Source organism: Paenibacillus sp. CB74 (assembly GCF_055687625.1).
In genome coordinates, this window is sequence record NZ_JBVMUS010000002.1 from 438,910 (window position 1) to 456,239 (window position 17,330).

Annotated in this window: 16 protein-coding genes; 14 read left to right on the forward strand and 2 right to left on the reverse strand. The window is 38.1% G+C overall.

Annotated elements, in window-relative coordinates; translation table 11 throughout:
- Positions 1–290 precede the first annotated feature (290 nt).
- Together ACX9NY_RS32250 and ACX9NY_RS32255 are read right to left on the reverse strand one after the other, a co-directional pair.
- On the reverse strand, positions 291–710 hold the full coding sequence (locus ACX9NY_RS32250; RefSeq protein WP_472479724.1) for a hypothetical protein: 420 nt from the start codon (positions 708–710) through the stop codon (positions 291–293).
- Between the two features lie 58 nt (positions 711–768).
- On the reverse strand, positions 769–2,031 hold the full coding sequence (locus ACX9NY_RS32255; RefSeq protein WP_472479726.1) for a ParM/StbA family protein: 1,263 nt from the start codon (positions 2,029–2,031) through the stop codon (positions 769–771).
- A gap of 569 nt (positions 2,032–2,600) precedes the next feature.
- On the opposite strand from ACX9NY_RS32255, the gene ACX9NY_RS32260 reads away from it, so the two are divergent.
- The 14 genes from ACX9NY_RS32260 to ACX9NY_RS32325 all read left to right on the forward strand — a co-directional run bounded on the left by ACX9NY_RS32260 (position 2,601) and on the right by ACX9NY_RS32325 (position 17,265).
- A complete protein-coding gene (locus tag ACX9NY_RS32260; RefSeq protein ID WP_472479728.1) occupies positions 2,601–3,335 on the forward strand; it encodes a hypothetical protein in 735 nt (244 codons plus the stop codon).
- Positions 3,336–3,492: 157 nt separating this feature from the next.
- A complete protein-coding gene (locus ACX9NY_RS32265) occupies positions 3,493–3,759 on the forward strand; it encodes a helix-turn-helix transcriptional regulator (RefSeq protein ID WP_472479730.1) in 267 nt (88 codons plus the stop codon).
- Entirely contained in the window at positions 3,740–5,137 is a 1,398-nt protein-coding gene (locus tag ACX9NY_RS32270; protein WP_472479732.1) for a hypothetical protein, read from the forward strand. The genes ACX9NY_RS32265 and ACX9NY_RS32270 overlap by 20 nt, the downstream gene beginning before the upstream one ends.
- A gap of 19 nt (positions 5,138–5,156) precedes the next feature.
- Positions 5,157–6,245: an SAF domain-containing protein gene (locus ACX9NY_RS32275; protein WP_472479734.1), complete on the forward strand. Its 1,089-nt coding sequence runs from the start codon at positions 5,157–5,159 to the stop codon at positions 6,243–6,245.
- 15 nt (positions 6,246–6,260) lie between these two features.
- Positions 6,261–6,938 carry a hypothetical protein gene (locus ACX9NY_RS32280; RefSeq protein ID WP_472479736.1) on the forward strand — a complete coding sequence of 226 codons (678 nt, stop codon included), beginning with the start codon at positions 6,261–6,263 and terminating at the stop codon, positions 6,936–6,938.
- Between the two features lie 2 nt (positions 6,939–6,940).
- On the forward strand, positions 6,941–7,774 hold the full coding sequence (locus tag ACX9NY_RS32285; protein ID WP_472479738.1) for a chromosome partitioning protein ParA: 834 nt from the start codon (positions 6,941–6,943) through the stop codon (positions 7,772–7,774).
- On the forward strand, positions 7,774–9,549 hold the full coding sequence (locus tag ACX9NY_RS32290) for a pilus assembly protein CpaF (protein WP_472479740.1): 1,776 nt from the start codon (positions 7,774–7,776) through the stop codon (positions 9,547–9,549). Before ACX9NY_RS32285 ends, ACX9NY_RS32290 begins: the two co-directional genes overlap by 1 nt.
- Positions 9,550–9,553: 4 nt before the next feature.
- Entirely contained in the window at positions 9,554–11,638 is a 2,085-nt protein-coding gene (locus ACX9NY_RS32295) for a hypothetical protein (RefSeq protein ID WP_472479742.1), read from the forward strand.
- Between the two features lie 17 nt (positions 11,639–11,655).
- Positions 11,656–12,135: an ABC transporter permease gene (locus tag ACX9NY_RS32300; protein WP_472479744.1), complete on the forward strand. Its 480-nt coding sequence runs from the start codon at positions 11,656–11,658 to the stop codon at positions 12,133–12,135.
- A 24-nt stretch (positions 12,136–12,159) separates the two neighbouring features.
- A complete protein-coding gene (locus tag ACX9NY_RS32305; RefSeq protein WP_264932540.1) occupies positions 12,160–12,636 on the forward strand; it encodes an ABC transporter permease in 477 nt (158 codons plus the stop codon).
- A gap of 66 nt (positions 12,637–12,702) precedes the next feature.
- A complete protein-coding gene (locus tag ACX9NY_RS32310) occupies positions 12,703–13,089 on the forward strand; it encodes a hypothetical protein (RefSeq protein WP_472479746.1) in 387 nt (128 codons plus the stop codon).
- A 12-nt stretch (positions 13,090–13,101) separates the two neighbouring features.
- Positions 13,102–13,665, forward strand: coding sequence for a hypothetical protein (locus tag ACX9NY_RS32315; protein WP_472479748.1), 564 nt, complete (start codon positions 13,102–13,104; stop codon positions 13,663–13,665).
- A gap of 696 nt (positions 13,666–14,361) precedes the next feature.
- Positions 14,362–16,167 (forward strand): group II intron reverse transcriptase/maturase, encoded by a 1,806-nt coding sequence (gene ltrA, locus ACX9NY_RS32320; protein ID WP_472479750.1) that lies wholly within the window; start codon positions 14,362–14,364, stop codon positions 16,165–16,167.
- Positions 16,168–16,188: 21 nt separating this feature from the next.
- Positions 16,189–17,265, forward strand: coding sequence for a hypothetical protein (locus tag ACX9NY_RS32325; RefSeq protein WP_472479752.1), 1,077 nt, complete (start codon positions 16,189–16,191; stop codon positions 17,263–17,265).
- The last annotated feature ends 65 nt before the right edge of the window (positions 17,266–17,330 follow it).

A 17,330-nucleotide genomic window follows, 5' to 3' on the forward strand; every position in this document is an offset into this window, starting at 1 on the left:
AACATAGATTTTAAGGTATAAATTGTTGGCCCATAATCATTTAACTCTGTAATTATGAGAGAGTTTATTCTGTAGTTACCAAAGTGAAAACTTTTGCTGAGAATTGGTGAATGAAGATTTATCTACTCCTTGAATCTAATGCAACCGGTTCCCCAACTGTATGAAAATCAATCAACAACACGGTTAAAAGAGTAATTACCTGTTTGGGCTAGAAAATGCGATAATAGTGTCGCCTTTCATAAAAAAAACGGTAGAACGACACTCTATAAGAGTGCCATTCTACCGTTTTTTTATGGTTTTAACCTGGTCTTTGCAAGCCTTTCTCTCGCTCTTTCAGCTGCTGATTTTTCTTGTGTAGCTTGTGCATCAAGTGGATTGCTCACAGTGTCAGTTTTGGTAGTGAGAGCTGACTGATGACTATTTTCAGTGCCAGTAACCTCTTCTATTGGTGAGTGAGGCTGTGTATTTACATTGCCCATTGTAGTACTGTTTTGGGTTTGTTTCATAGGGAGACTACCATCATGTTGTTCCCTTAGTCGTATATACTCAATTGCTTCTTTACATATAAACTCTAAGAACTTATTACTGCTTGTGAAGTTCTTTTCGTGATAAATTTGGTTGAGTATATCGATGTAATCTTCTTTATCTTCATTGGAACGTGCCGGCGTAAACGTCTTCCCTACTCCACGTTGAAATATTGGTTTGGTCATATTATGCGCTCTTCGGCTCTCCCTCCTTTCCTAACACTGCGTTTAATTCAGCTGCTATTTAGTCTTCCTTTTTAAATTCTTCTTCAAGTTTAGCAGCTATCAAATATGCTCTACTTGTGAAGTAAGGCGATTCTAGAATCATTTCTTTGGGTGGTAGTTGGAAGTATTGAATATCTTTGAAATAAGGATATGCAAACAATAATCCGCCACCTACTAAGAAGAAATATTTAGCATTTTGAGCTTTCGTTATGGAAAATTGTTTAAGAATTTTTAGAGCACCGTCATAATAATCTTTCATATGTTTTAACACGATCTCAGTTACTTCAACATCTCGTTCCATACCCCAAGATGCAGTAAACTTCGGTTTAAAGTTCTTTTCTTTAGTCGTTATCATTTCAGTGATTACGGGTTTGATTACTCTCTTCATAAATTCATCCCTGTTTGTGTATGGTGATTTAATGCTTTCTCCAGACTCTTCTAAGAATGTTCGGATCTCATCGAATTGAGGGAGCGCAGCAATCTCCGTAATCATCCGATCAATAAATAGGTTTGTACCAAAGGAGTAATTAGTACTGCTAGTACCATTTAAACCGTCATGCTCGAACAATGCAACATCTAACGATCCTGCTCCAAGATCTCCAACCACATAATCCCCTTCTTCGAACTTCGAAGCGATATCCAATATATCAACTATCTCATTATTTTTTATGTTATTGGTGAGAGAAATTTGTGTAGTAGCACCTTCAATGTAGATTTCACCACTGTCTACAATCAAATTTACGGTGATCCCTTGGTGAAGACCATCAAGGAATGTAATAGAATGACTACCTTTAATGCGTTCAAGGAAATCCTCCCCTCCCATTTCTTTGAACTCTACAATGGGAAGTCCTCCATGGTACGGGACATTGACGTTAAGTGTTTTAGATTCACTTAATTCTTCAGTGAATCTCTTAATTGCTGCTATAGCTAAGCCAGTAAGTATATTTACAAAATTAAGGTCGCTTGTAGATTTGTTTTCTATGATTTGAGTTTTTTCATCCGTTTGCGGTTCTAGCAAACCCTCTTTCCCACGCGCGGCATCTCCGACGAAAAAGTATGTACGCTGCAGAGAGTTAGAAATGATCCGCACATGAAGCCGGTCTGTTGAATCGACATTTGTATTTTTCTTCAGTGGATCTCCTTTTTCATCTGCAGGTGCCATAATTGTAGGAATAGTAAAACTTTCAATGTTGCCTGATCGATTTAAAAAGGAAAATTTCCCAGCTGAGTTACTTCCATCAGCTCCAGCGAGCATGTTGAGTACAGTTTCAGTAGATAGCATTTGATAACCTCCATATTGGGTATAAGTTAAGTTAAGTTAAATTAAGTTAAGTTAAACTAAGTTAATTTAACTTAACTTAGTTTAGTGCAATTATATCATACAAATAGAGATGAAGGAAGATATTTTAAAAGTATTTGTATGATAAATGTAGTTTGTATCCTATTTGTATGTATATTTAGGGTCCAACCCTATAAAGTGAATATAGAATAAAAATATAATATATTGTGTTTTTATTATAAATATATATGGGTGGGGGATTATATATACTCATTCTATTTGGTGAATATATTGTGAATTTATAATACAAAAACCCTATACTTGTTTGGTAATCATACATATACCATGAATATATAATCATTATATAACGAGATTTATAATACAAATATCCATGGTGTCAAGGTATATGTTATTTATATTATATATTTATTATGAATTAGAAGTCGGTGATGCGCTGTTTGCCTATGAACATATAGAATGCAAATCGTTTTCAACTCTAAATACTTTCATTTATATTATCAAAATAAAATGGTAGAATTGTATACAATGATATTGGTATAAGGAGGGAAGTTATGATTCAATTTGAAGACTATCTGACTATAGGCAAGGCGGCAGAGAAGCTAAAGGATAGAGATGTACATGTTCAAATGGCAACACTACGTAATTGGTTTAATGAATTGGAAAATTTAAAAGTTCATTCACTACCAAGAACTGCAAATAACAAACGAGAACGTGTTTTGAGCCCGTTAGAGCTAAATATAGCAGAGTTTATTTATAACTATCGCCAAAAATTCGGTCAAAAGATCTCTATGAGTAGCATTGTTCCAAGTTTGAGGGAAAAATTCGATAACTTGTATTATGATGACCAGGAAGATGGATCGCCAAGTGATTTAAATCTTATTGAATTGCAGAACGCTATGCTTCAGCAGATTGAAGAACAAGTATCCTTATTAAAACGTGAAATGCATCAAGAAATGATCGAAGAGCTGGAGCGGAGGGAGAAAGCGAAACAACTGGCTCTGCCAGATCCAAGTGAGGTAGCCCGTGAAGAAGAGAGAAGGGCTAAGGAACAGGAAAAAATGATACATGAAGCGCAGCTAAACCTTTGGACAACAGAAAATCGAGTGAAGTTAATCTTGAAAAGTGAAGCAGAAGAGCTCTGGAATAAGAATCCTGTAAGAACGGGTATCTTCATTAAGAAAGAAGACGTGGCCAAGAAGATGGAGTTTGTTCAAAAGTATATAGATGATAATAAAGAAGCGCGCATGCATGAGATGAAGAATTCAATGATTGAAAATACGGATTGACAGTCTGTTTAGATTATACTAGGATTATGTCTGTAGCAATTTTGTATAAATATAATATCTAACTGTCATAAAGCGAAGCACGCTGACTAAACCCTATTTGGGTTGGTTGGCGTGTTTTTTTTGTTTTTATATGAACATTAAGGGGTGTTTGGTAACGATGATCATCGTAAAACCTTCTGAAAAGCTAAAGGTTTTGAGAACGAGAAGGCATTGGACCCAAGAAGAATTAGCCGAGCGAATTAGAAAAAGTGGGCCAAAAGTTTATCAGGGTACGGTAAGTAGATACGAAACCGATAAGGAAGAACCGGATTCAATTGTAAAAGAGACTATTCAAAATATCTTTGGAGAAGAAATTTGGGCAGATGAAAGTAATTCTGAGGTGTCGATAGGGGTGATATACAACGATGCAGAACAACAACGATAAACCTCTACATATTCTGATCGCCTCTCAGAATCCTGAATTTGCGAATAGTTTAAAACTGAATGTGGAGAAGCTTGGCCATAAAGTAGTAGAGACGGTGATGTTGTCTGATCACTTGTTCGAAGCCCTCGAAAACAATAAGGATCTACCGCTCGATGGAATTATTATGACCTCTGATTTAGCCCAGAGAGGAAGTGATAAGCGTTTAGATGTGTTGTCTGACACGCTATTGACTGTTCGAAACGAATACAGCTCCATCGCTATAACAATTCTGTCTAATGAATCTGCCGGCCATCCATTTCTTTTTGAGTTAATCAGTTGTGGAATCTACAATATTTTCTTACAACAGTCATCTATCAATGTTCAAGAACTCATCAATAGCTTAGTTACCCCTAAAAACTTTCAAGAGGTATCTCATTATAGAGAGGTTAATGAGTCGATTCGATGGAGGAAAATTAATAGAGGGGCAAATGAAGTATTAATAAAAAGGGTAGAACAAACGGTTAATGGAACCGAACCCCAGAAGACAACATCTGAATCAACGAAACAACTTGAGAGCAATACAGCTAATAAGACGGTACCTACTAAGCGTAATTTGGTCATTGATGATGATATTGAGAATTTTGAAATCGCCTTTCCAGCGGCAAAAGAAAGAATAGTTATTAAGAATAAGATTATTGGGACCGTTGTAATTGGGGTAGTTGGTGTAATCTCCGGAATTGGAACTACACATTCAGCTATTTCACTGAGTGGTTTCTTATCTAGAAAGGGAAATAGGGTAGCCTTGGTTGAATGCAATCGAAGCGAGGACTTTGATTACATAGAACTGACCTATGAAGGTATCAAAGACGGAAATTATTCTTTTCAAACAAGCAGTTTTCAAATTGATGGAGTTGATTATTTTAAATCAACGCACATGCAAGAAGACATTGTATCTTTACTTTCACAAGATTATAACTTTGTTGTCTTAGATTTAGGGAATTACAGAGACACATCCTATTTTGAAGAATTTCTACGTGCAGACATTCAAATCGTAGTTGGAAGTGGCATTGAATACAAACTGAGACATCTTAAAGACTTTTTCTTGGAGAATGAACATGTCGACAATAGCTTCAAATGGAACGTATTTCTCCCTTTAACTGATAATCAGACAAAGAATGACGTGACTAAAGATCTCTCATTGGAGAAAGTACACGTTATACCTCAACACATCGATCCTTTTAAATCGCGTAAGGAGTTGGATCTCATCTTTGAAGAAGTTATTGAGGCAACATCTGACCAAAACCTGGCTTTGAAGAGCAAACATAAGAAAACCTTAATAGCCTTGGGTATTTGCATCATAGTTACCATAGTTTTGCTAATTAAAATGATCTACTCATAATGAGAGGGGAAATTATCATATGTCTAAAATAAGACAAAGAACAAAGCATTTACTTTTAGCGGGTCTAGTTGGAGTGGTGGTTACTGGAGCAGCTAGCACAGGCATTATCGCATTTAACAGTATTCAACATAAGAAAGAACAGATCGAACTTCGAAAAACCTATCAAGCTCAGGTTGATAAGATGGAAGCTGAAATGAGAGCAGAGCAAGCAAAGAAAGTGATGATCTATCAATTAAAGCGGAACTTGAAAGCAGGAGATAAAATTCGTAAAGATGACCTGCTACAAAAAGAGATCAGCATGGATGATGCCCCAGAGGATAGTATTACCGATATCAAACAGATTGTAAGCAAAATCATCAAGATTCCTGCTGCTAAAAATACAACTATTATCCCGAGTATTTTATACAGTGAAGGAGTTACTCCTAATGATTTGAGGTACCAAGAGTTTAATGTCATGAAATTGCCGTCTGATTTGACTCAAGATCAATTCGTGGATGTCCGGATTAATTTCCCTACTGGACAAGATTACATTGTACTTAGTAAGAAAAAGGTGAAAAAGTTGGCTGGCGCTTCTGGGACAGTGTGGTACGAAATGAATGAAAGTGAAATTCTGACCATTTCCAGTGCGATTGTGGATGCATTCATAAATGGCGGAAAGATCTACGCTTTAAGTTATGTTGATCCTGAGTTCCAAGACAAGGCACAAACGACCTATCCTGTGAATTCTGAAGTAATGCAACTCATGCAAAATGATCCTAATATTCTGGCAGTGGCCAAAATGGGATTGAATAGACAGATGCGTGAGCAATTGGAAAGGGATCTCAAGAAAGTGGATGAAGTGGATAAAATGAAATACACCACCGGGGATCTTAGTTATGAAGTGAATAATACCAATACCCAAGTCTCAGCAGAAGATGGGGGATATGGAACCGTGACGGGAACTAATAATTCAGAAGCTAATTCGTCTAATAACGTACAAAGTACACCGGATGCGACACCGGTTACTGAGAATAAGGCAGAGATTGTACAACCAGCAACCGATAACACGATTCCAACAGATAAACAAGACGATATATTCCAACAAAATACGGATTCTGTGAATCCATAAGGAAGGAAGATTCCATTGAAAAAAGTTCTGTTTATTGGCTCCTCTGATAAATCAAAAGTACTCTTGAACTTAATTAATGTAGTATCCAATACCGGCCTAAAGTCGTTGCACATTGATGGGAGTACCTCCTCATATCTAAACCATGTTGTTCCGGATATTGGGGGGAAGCTTAACAAAATCGAATTTTCTGGATTTGATTGTGCTCTGAATCACCGAACACTTAATGAAGCTAAAACAGATGGGTACGATTACGTTCAGATTGAAACGGATAGCAGCACCTTTTTAAAAGGTGCTTCATTGAAGGAATTCGATCATATATACATCATTACCAGTTTTGATCGTAGCGATCTCTCTAAGACAAAAACCTTAGTAGATGAAATCATTGCTGCACAAGAAAAAGCAACCTATTTAATGAAGCTAATTATTCATCCCTATGTATCAACGCACATGGATGAGGATTACGTATATGACTTCCTGAATAATGATTACATTCTTCGCTCTGACGATTTTTACACTTTTGAATTTAACGAGCTGGATTATTTACGTGCTGTAGAAAATAGTCACAGCGAAAAGGTTAATTTGAAAAAGTATTCAAGAGGATACCGGAAAACATTGGAATCATTGATTGGTGACATTGAACCAACCAGCTCCAAAGAAGTGGCAAGTGCTTTCAGCAAAGCACGGAGAGGATAACTATGACAACAATTGCATTCTGGGGACCACGTCATGGTCAAGTAGCAACAACTTCAAACCTGATCGCCGTAGCGACAGGAATTGCGATGAAACATCAGTTGAGTACTCTGGTAAGTCATACTCACTGGAATCGTTCAACTCTGGAAGAAGCCTTCAAGAAGATGGAGTCTAGTAGGGATCTACAACTCACATTTTCGGATTTTGGGATTGATTCTTTAGAAAGATTAGCAAAGAGTAATCGTCTGAATGCAGAATCCATTCGTTCAAATACGTCCCCTTTAATACAAGGGAAACTGGATTTACTACACGGGACAAGCAAACCTGATGAATCTTCACATCAGCAAATTTCATATGCGATGCCCGAAATACTGAATGAGGCTGACAAAGCATATGATTTGACCTTTGTCGATGTAAATAGTGGCAACGGAAATCAGTTGTCAAATGTCGTTCTGAAATCGAGTGATCTGGTCGTTGTCTGTTTGAATCAGAACGTATCGCTATTGGACAATTTCTTCAATAAGACAGAATATCACGAAGTCCTTAATGATAAAAAATTCATTATCGTCCTTGGTAACTATCATGCTGATTCCAAGTATTCAGCAAAAAATATTGCTCGGAAATACGGTGTGAAACAGAAAATTCACACCGTACCTCATTGCAGTCCATACATGGATGCCATCAATGACAGAAATGTTCTAGATTTCTTTTTACGTAACCGTAACGTCAACAAGAAGCATGAAACATGGGAGTTTTTCAATAGCTCCGCAGCATTAGGGAATGCGATTATTGCGACACTTGGCCTTAAGGGTGATCAGCAGGAGGAGGGAGAAGAATAATGCCATCACCACAATTAGTCAACATATTCATGATTGTGATAATTACTCTTTTGGGTGCGTACTTCCTTTATCATAAGTTCACCGAAAAGAAGGGTGTTACCCATAAAGTCGACCCGAAAATTGCCAAGTATTCATTGATCAAAATTGGTGAGTACATACTGGAAACCTTTAATAAATTCACGAATGTTAACCTCAATGATATGAGGTTAACCGATGAAGAGTACTCACGTTTGAAGAGAAAACGGTTGGAACTGAAAAGTGCCTTAAAGGGTTGTAGTAACGGTGATCTGAATGACAAGACCTATGTGAAAACGTTCATCTATGACGCTTTAAATAAAACCTATGATCTCAATGAAACGAACATTAATTTAGTCATTCCATTCGACAATAGAAAAAAACTATCCATTCAAGATAAGTTCGAAATTCTCTTATTCATGTACAAGAAAAAATATGGATTTGATGCGTTAACACGATTAATTCTGGACCATAAGTTAGATGAATTGAAATCAGAAATTGAGAATGGAGAAACGGAGTCTTACATCATTAATGAGGCCGAAATCTCTGATATCTTCAATAAAGAATACAAGAATCTGACCTTTGATGAGAAACTTCAAATCATCGTACAACGAGTCTATCAAAACATGAAAGGATTCGGTGTGGTTGATGAGATAAGAGACATGCGGATTGATGGTGTATCAGGAGGTGTATCCGGTATACCTGAATCCTTTATGCATGTGGTTGGTGATTATGATTCTTACTCACAGCAACTAAAACCTTCAACCGAACCAAGGGCCAGTGATAGTGTCTGGATCTTCTTCGGAGGTAAACTCATCAACTTGGCCTTTCTCTCCTTTGGATCAGAACATGAACTTAGACGGGTTGGTCAGACCATCTATAAGCATAATAATCCTGGTCAACTTTCTGAGAGTAACGGATATAAAGTGAACGATATGAAAGATGGAAGTCGTGTTGTTGTTGTAAGACCAAAACTTGCTGAAACATGGGCTTTCTTCGTTCGTAAATTCGATTCCAATATCTCCACGTTGGAGAGCATTATCACAGACAAAAATGCACAGCTACCCATTAATCTTCTGATGTTTCTTACCAAAGGAGAACGAATTACTGCAATAACAGGTCCTCAGGGATCAGGTAAAACTACGTTGCTTATGGCTATGATCAAACACATTTATGGTTGGCATTCCTTACGTGTTCAAGAAATGGCTTTCGAGCTCAGGTTACGTAAGATTTACTCCCAACGGAACATTTTGAGCTTTAGAGAAACAGACACTGTCTCGGGCCAAGAGGGACTAGACCTACAAAAGAAAACAGATGGTGCAGTAAATATCTTGGGTGAGGTTGCTTCAGATCCTGTAGCTGCTTGGATGATTCAGATGGGGCAGGTAGCGAGCTTGTTCACACTTTTCACACACCATGCAAAGACGTTTAATGATCTGGTATTTTCCCTACGTAACTCATTGTTGAAACAAAATATCTTTAATAATGAACGAATCGCTCAGGAGCAAGTCATGCAAGTCATAAATTTTGATATTCACCTAAGAAAAGATTTTGATGGTCACCGTTACATTGAACGTATTACCGAAACAGGCACAGATCTTGATGCTAAAGAGCTGGGGAGTAATGTTATCGAGTATAAAGATGGGGAATACGTAGTCGGCTCTGCACTATCGGAGAAGAGCATCTCTGAAATGAAAGATAGAATGACTCCATCGGATGCAGAGAAGTTTTCTGCTTTCTTGAATCATAACTGGAGGTGACTAGATGATCACTATACTGATTTATGTGGCTGCAGCTTGTCTAGTCATTCCATTGATCCTCATTATGATTCAAAAATTCATAAGAAGAAAAATAGAGTCTAGTGCAGAGTTGCAAGAAGAGAACCTATTCCGTGATCTGATTAATCCGAAGAAGACAGGAATAAAGAAAAAAATTGATGTTTTCTTTGATCGGCTTTATCTGGGAACATACCGAAGAATAGCGCATCTTCCCTTTATTAATCGGTATGTGAAAAGTGTACGCAGAAAAATTACAAATGTTCATGCTTATGACGAAATGACACTTCGTAAACAAATCATGAAAATTGTTTACACATCGCTAATTTTGGTCATGTTTACATTGCTGTTTCTCATCTTTATGAATCAGGATCTCCTAACTTCGTTTTTGATCCTTTTAGGCGCACTGGTTATACACGGTCACCTCATGCACAGATTCATTAATCGAGTTGAAGATCGTCTGATGCAACAAATGTCTGATTTGACCTCAGACGTTCGATATCACTTTCACCGTCATTCTATGGTGGATGAAGCGATATATGATGCAGCTGAAGCGAATTCCAATGAAGTTGCTCTACATGCTAATCGGATCTATGGGATTCTTGGATCACCCGAACCAGTTAAGGCCCTTGAAGAATACTACGAAGTGGCTCCCAATCGATTCTTAAAAATTTTCGCTGGACTAACATTCCTGACTAAAGAGTTCGGGGATAAAAAATTGAAAGATGGTTCATCGCGCTTTCTATCAGCGTTGGATAAGTTAAAAAAAGAGATTAATTTAGAAATAATCCGAAGACAACAGCTCAATTACCATCTAAGTTTTTTAACGGTCATTGCCGTTGCACCGGTATTGTTTGTTAAACCTATTGAGGATTGGGCGAAAAGCAGTTTCCCAACCATGACAGAGTTCTACACATCAAAATTGGGATTCATAATGAAGCTCGTCATCTTTCTTGTTATCTTACTGGGTTACATCCTTGTTAAAAAACTGCAAGAGACTAATGAGGGCAAATATGTAGCCAAGTTAAAGAGGTTTAAGTGGGAGAAACGGTTGTATGAGTTTGCACCTATTCGTTTCATCGTTGATCGTTTGATGCCACCAGAGAATAAGAAACCTAAGCTTATCAAACTTCTTAAAGAGTCAAATTCACCTTTACCACTTGAATGGTTTTATATTCATAGGATCGTTCTTTCGGTTGTTATGTTCATTGTTCTTATCTCATCATTCATATACATGCATTCATTTTCTGCGCATAACACGTTGTACGCACCTACGAAGACGGATGTTATCTTCGGGGAGTTGAATGAATTTGAGAAAGAAAAAGCGATCCAGGCAACTGATCTTGATCGAAGAATTATTCTGCAGATGAAGGGGGTGAAAGATAATTTAAGTGATCGTATCCGATTAGCAATTCAAAAAGAAGTACCCAATGCAGATGAAAAGTATATAGATTCAACGTTAGTAAGAATCTTGAATAAGCATCTGCTTTTTGAAAATGAATACTTGAAATGGTGGGAGTTTCTCATCGCGTTGCTTATCGGTATTTTCTCATACCACATACCGGTTATTGTGTTGGCCTTCCAGAGTAAATTGAGAAGGATGGACATGCAGAATGAAGTAGAACAATTGCACTCGATCATTTCTATGCTCTCTGAGATTGAACGAATTTCCGTAGAGACCATATTAGAGTGGATGGAGCGGTTTTCTACTATATTCAAAGAACCTCTTCAAAAGTGTTTGTTGCACTACGATGCTGGCCCAGTAGAGGCATTAGAACAATTAAAAGAAGACGCACCTTTCACTTCATTTGTTCGCACGGTGGAACGACTGGAAGTATCCGTTATGCAGATTCCTGTGAATGAGGCATTTGAGGATTTGGAAACGGATCGGGCGTTTAACTTTGAACAACGAAAACAGGATTACGAAAAAGTGATTGATTCAAAAAAAGAGTGGGGACGCAACATAGGCTTCGCACCACTCTATGCTTTGGTATTTTTGTACCTGGTCTTACCGTTGGTATACATGAGTTTTACTCAGATGACCAGTTACTATGACAAAATTACAAACTTATAAACGGGAGTGAATGATTCATGAATAATGCTTCATCAGCTTTAAAAGTAGCAGCCGGTATCTTTTTAACGATTGCATTGATCACTATTGTCGTATTGTTGTTTGTCTCGGCACAAGAAGCAACCAAAACAGCTCAAAACAATTTCTCGGAGATTCAAACTGAATTGTCTCAAGCATCATACGCGGTATATGACGGCACTACGATTTCAGGCAGTCAAGTTCTCAACGCAACTCGGAAATATGCATCAAGAGAGCAGTTTGGAATTCAGATCAAGACAGGTAAAAACACTGCAGGTACTTGGTACAACAAGGTAGTAAACGTGACTGACCCAGTCGGATCTACAACCTACGGATCTATTTCAGGCTCAGCTTCAGGCGTTGTCGCTAATACTTCAGCAGATTCTCACAATGAGTATGTTAATCCAAGCGGTACGTTCAAATCTTCTCTTGTATATGACAAAAGTGGAGTCGTTCGAGGATTGGTATTTGTACAACAATAATTTAATTCATGGGGGGAATTAGAAATGAATAATGCTTCATCTGCTCTTAAAGTCGCTGCGGGTATCTTTTTAACGATTGCCTTAATCACCATCGTAGTGCTGTTGTTTGTTTCGGCACAAGAAGCAACCAAAACAGCTCAAAACAATTTCTCGGATATTCAAAGAGAACTGTCACAAGCTACTTTCACCGTTTATGACAGTACGACCGTTTCTGGGAACCAGGTTCTTAATGCATTACGTAAGTACTCGAATAAAGATCAGTTTGGTATTCAAGTCATCACTGGTAAAAATGCAACTGGAGCTTGGTATAACAACATGGTAAACCTCACCACTGGTTCACCGACTTACGGAGCCATTACAACGGGAACTGCAACAGGTACACTCGCAAAAGCAAGTGATGAAGCTTCTAACGATTATGTAAATCCTTCAGGTAATTTCGAATCAAAAATTGTTTATGATGGCAACAACGTGGTTCGTGGAATTACATTTGTACAGAAATAAAAATATGAGTGGTGGGCAATACCCTTGCTTGCCACTCCCTATTTTTAACAAGGAGGATTGCTGCACTTGACCAACCATATCCGAAGTTGGCTGTTCCTCGGGTCCATGTCCATCTTATTCGTAATTGGATTAGCTACAGCCATAAATTTGAGCAATGAGACCAAAAATGTTTTAAAACTCGTGAGTATCAACAAACAGGAACAAGATAGAACCACATACACTGACTTAAAGATTCCGGAACAGTCTGTAATATTCAGCAGTGAGGTAGCTCTTACCATAGCCCAGATTCCAGATACACAAATTGATGTGGAGGTTAACGGAATTTTATTTTCTAAAACACTAGAGTTTGAAGATATCGACTTAACGAAAGTACCTTCTGACAAGAAATTTATTGCTAATTATGAAAGAAACACTGCAGGTGAAATAACCAAAGTGAAATATACAGCACAATAAGATGGGTGGACAATGATGATAAATTCGGTTAGTAAGATATTGGCTGCAATTCTAGCTGTAATTCTGATGTATGTTTTTCCGTTGGACAATTCTGCTCAGAAACAGGATGATTTATCCTTTTTAGTAGCATTCAAATCGGTTACAAATTTTGTTGATTCGGTGAGAGACAAGGGATATATCACACCGACCATGTATAATGATTTTTTTGAAGAACTATCTACCACTGGTAATACATATGAGGTTACCATGTACCATAAACACAAAACCTATGATCCCAATTACGACAACATGACAAACCCCAATAGTCCTGCTTTCTTGGGTGGGTTCACATTAAACTATGATGAGTTTTTTAATGATCAAATTATGCCGGTTCTCTTCCCTACAAATGTGAAGACCAAGGATGATCCAAGTCGTTGGTACAAGATGTCCAAAGGTGACTATTTTTCAGTTCAAATTAAAAACACGAATCGGACACCAGCACAAATCATGAGGGACTTTTTCACAAATAGTAACACGACAGACGCGAAAATTAATATCCCTTATGGGGGGATGATAAGCAATGAAGATTTCGTGTGACTTGTTCCGCTATAACCGAACAATTCGGGAAAAGCGGGGACTTAACTAAATAAGTCCAACTTTGCGACCGAGAATTGGAAAGAGGGAACCATGTATCCTGAAACAATTCCGTTAATCTCCTGCGTGCGTGACACGGACAGCGTGTCGGGTATGAAGCACAGGTGAAGTCGGCAGAAGGGAAGCTGGAGCCACTCTATTGAGAAGGTATGCTAACTGATATGCCGGATGGCTGAAAAGCGGACTATGGTGAGAATGGTTGTAAAAAACCTGACGAACCTCCGAATGTACGGGTCTAAATTCATAACATATGGAAACATATGTACTGACAGAAGTCAGGGTGGATAGCGTAGAGTACGATTGTAGTCTAGGAAACACGCTATATCGAACAATGGCGATATCAAGTCCACAGGCTCAAAGGAGGCACCTAAGGTCTAGCAAGCATAGCTAGGTCACAAGGTACAAGGAAAGCAAGGAACGTCGATTTACAGGACTGTCATCCTAGACGTCTACTATAAGGCAGAAATTTGCTGAAATGTACTAATCCTTGTGAGAGTAGAGGCACGACCAATGAAGTGGCTGTAATGGCTACGGAGGAACAGCCTCAAGTCTTTTTAGATAATAAACAATTTTTCCGAAAAGTGAATTGCACCGATCAGGTAGGAACGTGGGGAATCACCGTAAGGAGGTGAAGCCACAGTGCAAACTCTTCGATACTGGGACTACTACGACATGACGAGTACTTTTACTGATTTACACGAAAAAGCACTAGGAAGAAAAAAGTTCGATAATTTATACGGGCTAATAAACTCACATCAGAACATCCTCCTAGCTTTTCGAACAATTAAATCAAACAAAGGCTCACTTACATCAGGAACAGATGGCAAAACCATAGAGAATATAAAGACACTAACAGAAGAAGAGATTGTGAGCCACGTAAGAAACAAGCTTTTGAATTATCAACCCAAAAAGGTTAGGCGAGTCCTTATACCAAAACCTAATGGAAAGAAAAGACCGTTAGGCATTCCATGCATAGTTGACAGAATCATTCAGCAATGTTTTAAACAAATTATTGAACCAATTGCGGAAGCTTACTTCTATAAACATAGTTACGGGTTTAGACCGGTAAGATCAACACACAACGCTCTAGCGAGAGTACAACATCTTATAAACACAACCAATCTCCATTATGTCGTTGATGTTGATATTCAAGGATTCTTCGATAATGTGAACCACACATTGCTTTTGAAACAACTATGGAATATGGGTATTAGGGATAAAAGAGTACTTCGAATCATCAGCAAAATGCTTAAAGCTGAAATTGAAGATGAAGGGATACCGTTGAAAGGCACACCACAAGGTGGAATCTTATCTCCTCTCCTGTCAAATGTAGTATTAAATGACTTGGATCAGTGGGTTGCAGGACAATGGACAAACTTCGAAACTCAATACGCCTATGCAGGAGACTATCACAGGATCAGAGCACTCAAGAAAACCAATCTTAAAGAAGGATATATTGTGCGATACGCCGATGATTTTAAAATTCTTTGTCGGGATTGGAAATCAGCTCAGAAGTGGTATCACGCTGTAAGACTCTATCTTAGAGACCGCCTTAAACTAGACATCTCACCCGAAAAATCACAGATTGTAAACCTCAGGAAACGTAAATCTGATTTCCTGGGATTCACAATATGGGCTGAGAAAAAAGGAAAAAGAAGAGTCGCCTATACGGGTATAAATGAAAAGAAGAGAGCAGAAATCAAGAAGCAAGCAAGAGAGCGCATTAAGAATCTGCACAAAGCACCAATTACTCAAAACGCTCTTCTCTTCAATAGCTTTGTACTTGGTTTACACAATTACTTTTCACGTGCAACACATGTTAGTGTAGAGTTCTCACGACTTGCCTTTGATCTGAAAGCATTCACATACAATCGTCTCAAAGTTATTGGTAAATACCAATATCCTGATAATGCCCCGCCAACCTTCAAGAAGTTCTACAGGAACAGATATAGAACCTTTAAGGTCGCAGGTGTATATCTCTTTCCGTTCAGAGATGTAAAAACGGTTAACAACCTATGCTTTCAGCAGACGTTAAATCCGTATACATCAGAAGGAAGAAAGAGACTTCATAGGGATTTAAAGACGGATATTAGATATGAACTAATTAAACTAATGCAGTCAAACATACCAAACCGTAGCATTGAATACCTGGATAACAGACTGAGTAGATATAGTATGCAGGGTGGCAAATGCGAGATATCTGGCATTTTACTAACTGCTGATTACGTGCATTGCCATCATCTTTTGCCAATCCATTTAGGTGGGACAGACGATTTTAGCAATCTACGTATTCTACACAAAGATATCCATAAACTTGTTCATGCTACAAAATCAGAGACGATTGTCAAACTCATGTCGCCGTTTGGATTTTCAGACTCTACGATTCAGAAAATCAACCTGTACCGAAAAATGAGTAACTTGGAACCTATTGTAATAAAAATCTAAAAAGATGGAGCGCCGTGTGCGATGAAAGTCGCACGCACGGTGTGGAGAAGGGGAAAAGGCGGTGATTATATCAAATCCTTACCTATTTCTATTAATTTTGCTGTGTTAGCAGTCATTATCATTTTACCTTTTATTATCATAAACACGTTTAACATTGAAGCGCAAAAGAAAGCCCTGTTTTTAGAAACAAGGTATAACGCAGCAATCGATGCTGCTACTCAGGATGCAACTCTGATGCTTTTGAACAATGCTTCTCAAGGATCAGAATCATTATACGAATCTGCAAAAAATGTTCGTGTTAACAAAGAGGCAGCTGCCGAGGCATTCTTTCAGACGATGTATTTAAACTTTGATGTGCAAGACGATCCATACGCTCAGGGTACTCTTAATAGATATGTACCGGCCTTAGTAGTCATTGGCTACGATGGATATTATATCTTGTCTGAACAAGAGTTTGCAGATTCAACGGGTCAGAAAGCACTAAAACATGTCTGGTCAGTCAAGAAACCTTACAGTTACAAGGATGAGAAGGGAAACCTTATTTCCTTCACGCTGGACGATTATGTGACGGTGTTCGATTCCACAACAAAAGAATTGAAGAAGGGCTACTTGTTTGATGTCAATGCCGATAGTGGCCAAAAATTTGTTGCTGAGATGTGGAATGGCAACACTTCGCCTTTGATTCAAGATCCCAAACGTTTTGACACTGTAAGACGTAGCACAATTGTTTCACTTATTCAGCAAGATTTGCAATATGAAATCAACAAACACAATACTCTGGTTAAACGGTATGGTGTAACGTACACATTCACACTACCTTCAATTGATCAAGAGGAATGGAACAACACAGTGGATGATGTTGGGGTGTTATCTTTCGTACAAGGTATTCCAGTAGGAACGGAATACTACAATAACTATGCACTAGGTGGGGCACGTATTATCAAAAAGCCTTCTATTGTAGGGATTACAGCAAACGGAATCAAATACTATTATGATCGAACAGTATGCAAATCATCGTATGTGAGTGAGGAGACCTTTACATCGAAAAAAGATGCTGCACTTGAAGGTTATCATCCGCTGAGCTGTTCAAATAAATAAATCTCTCGTCGTTGGACACAGATACTGGTACAAGTTACTATTGGACTAATAACATACTAATCATT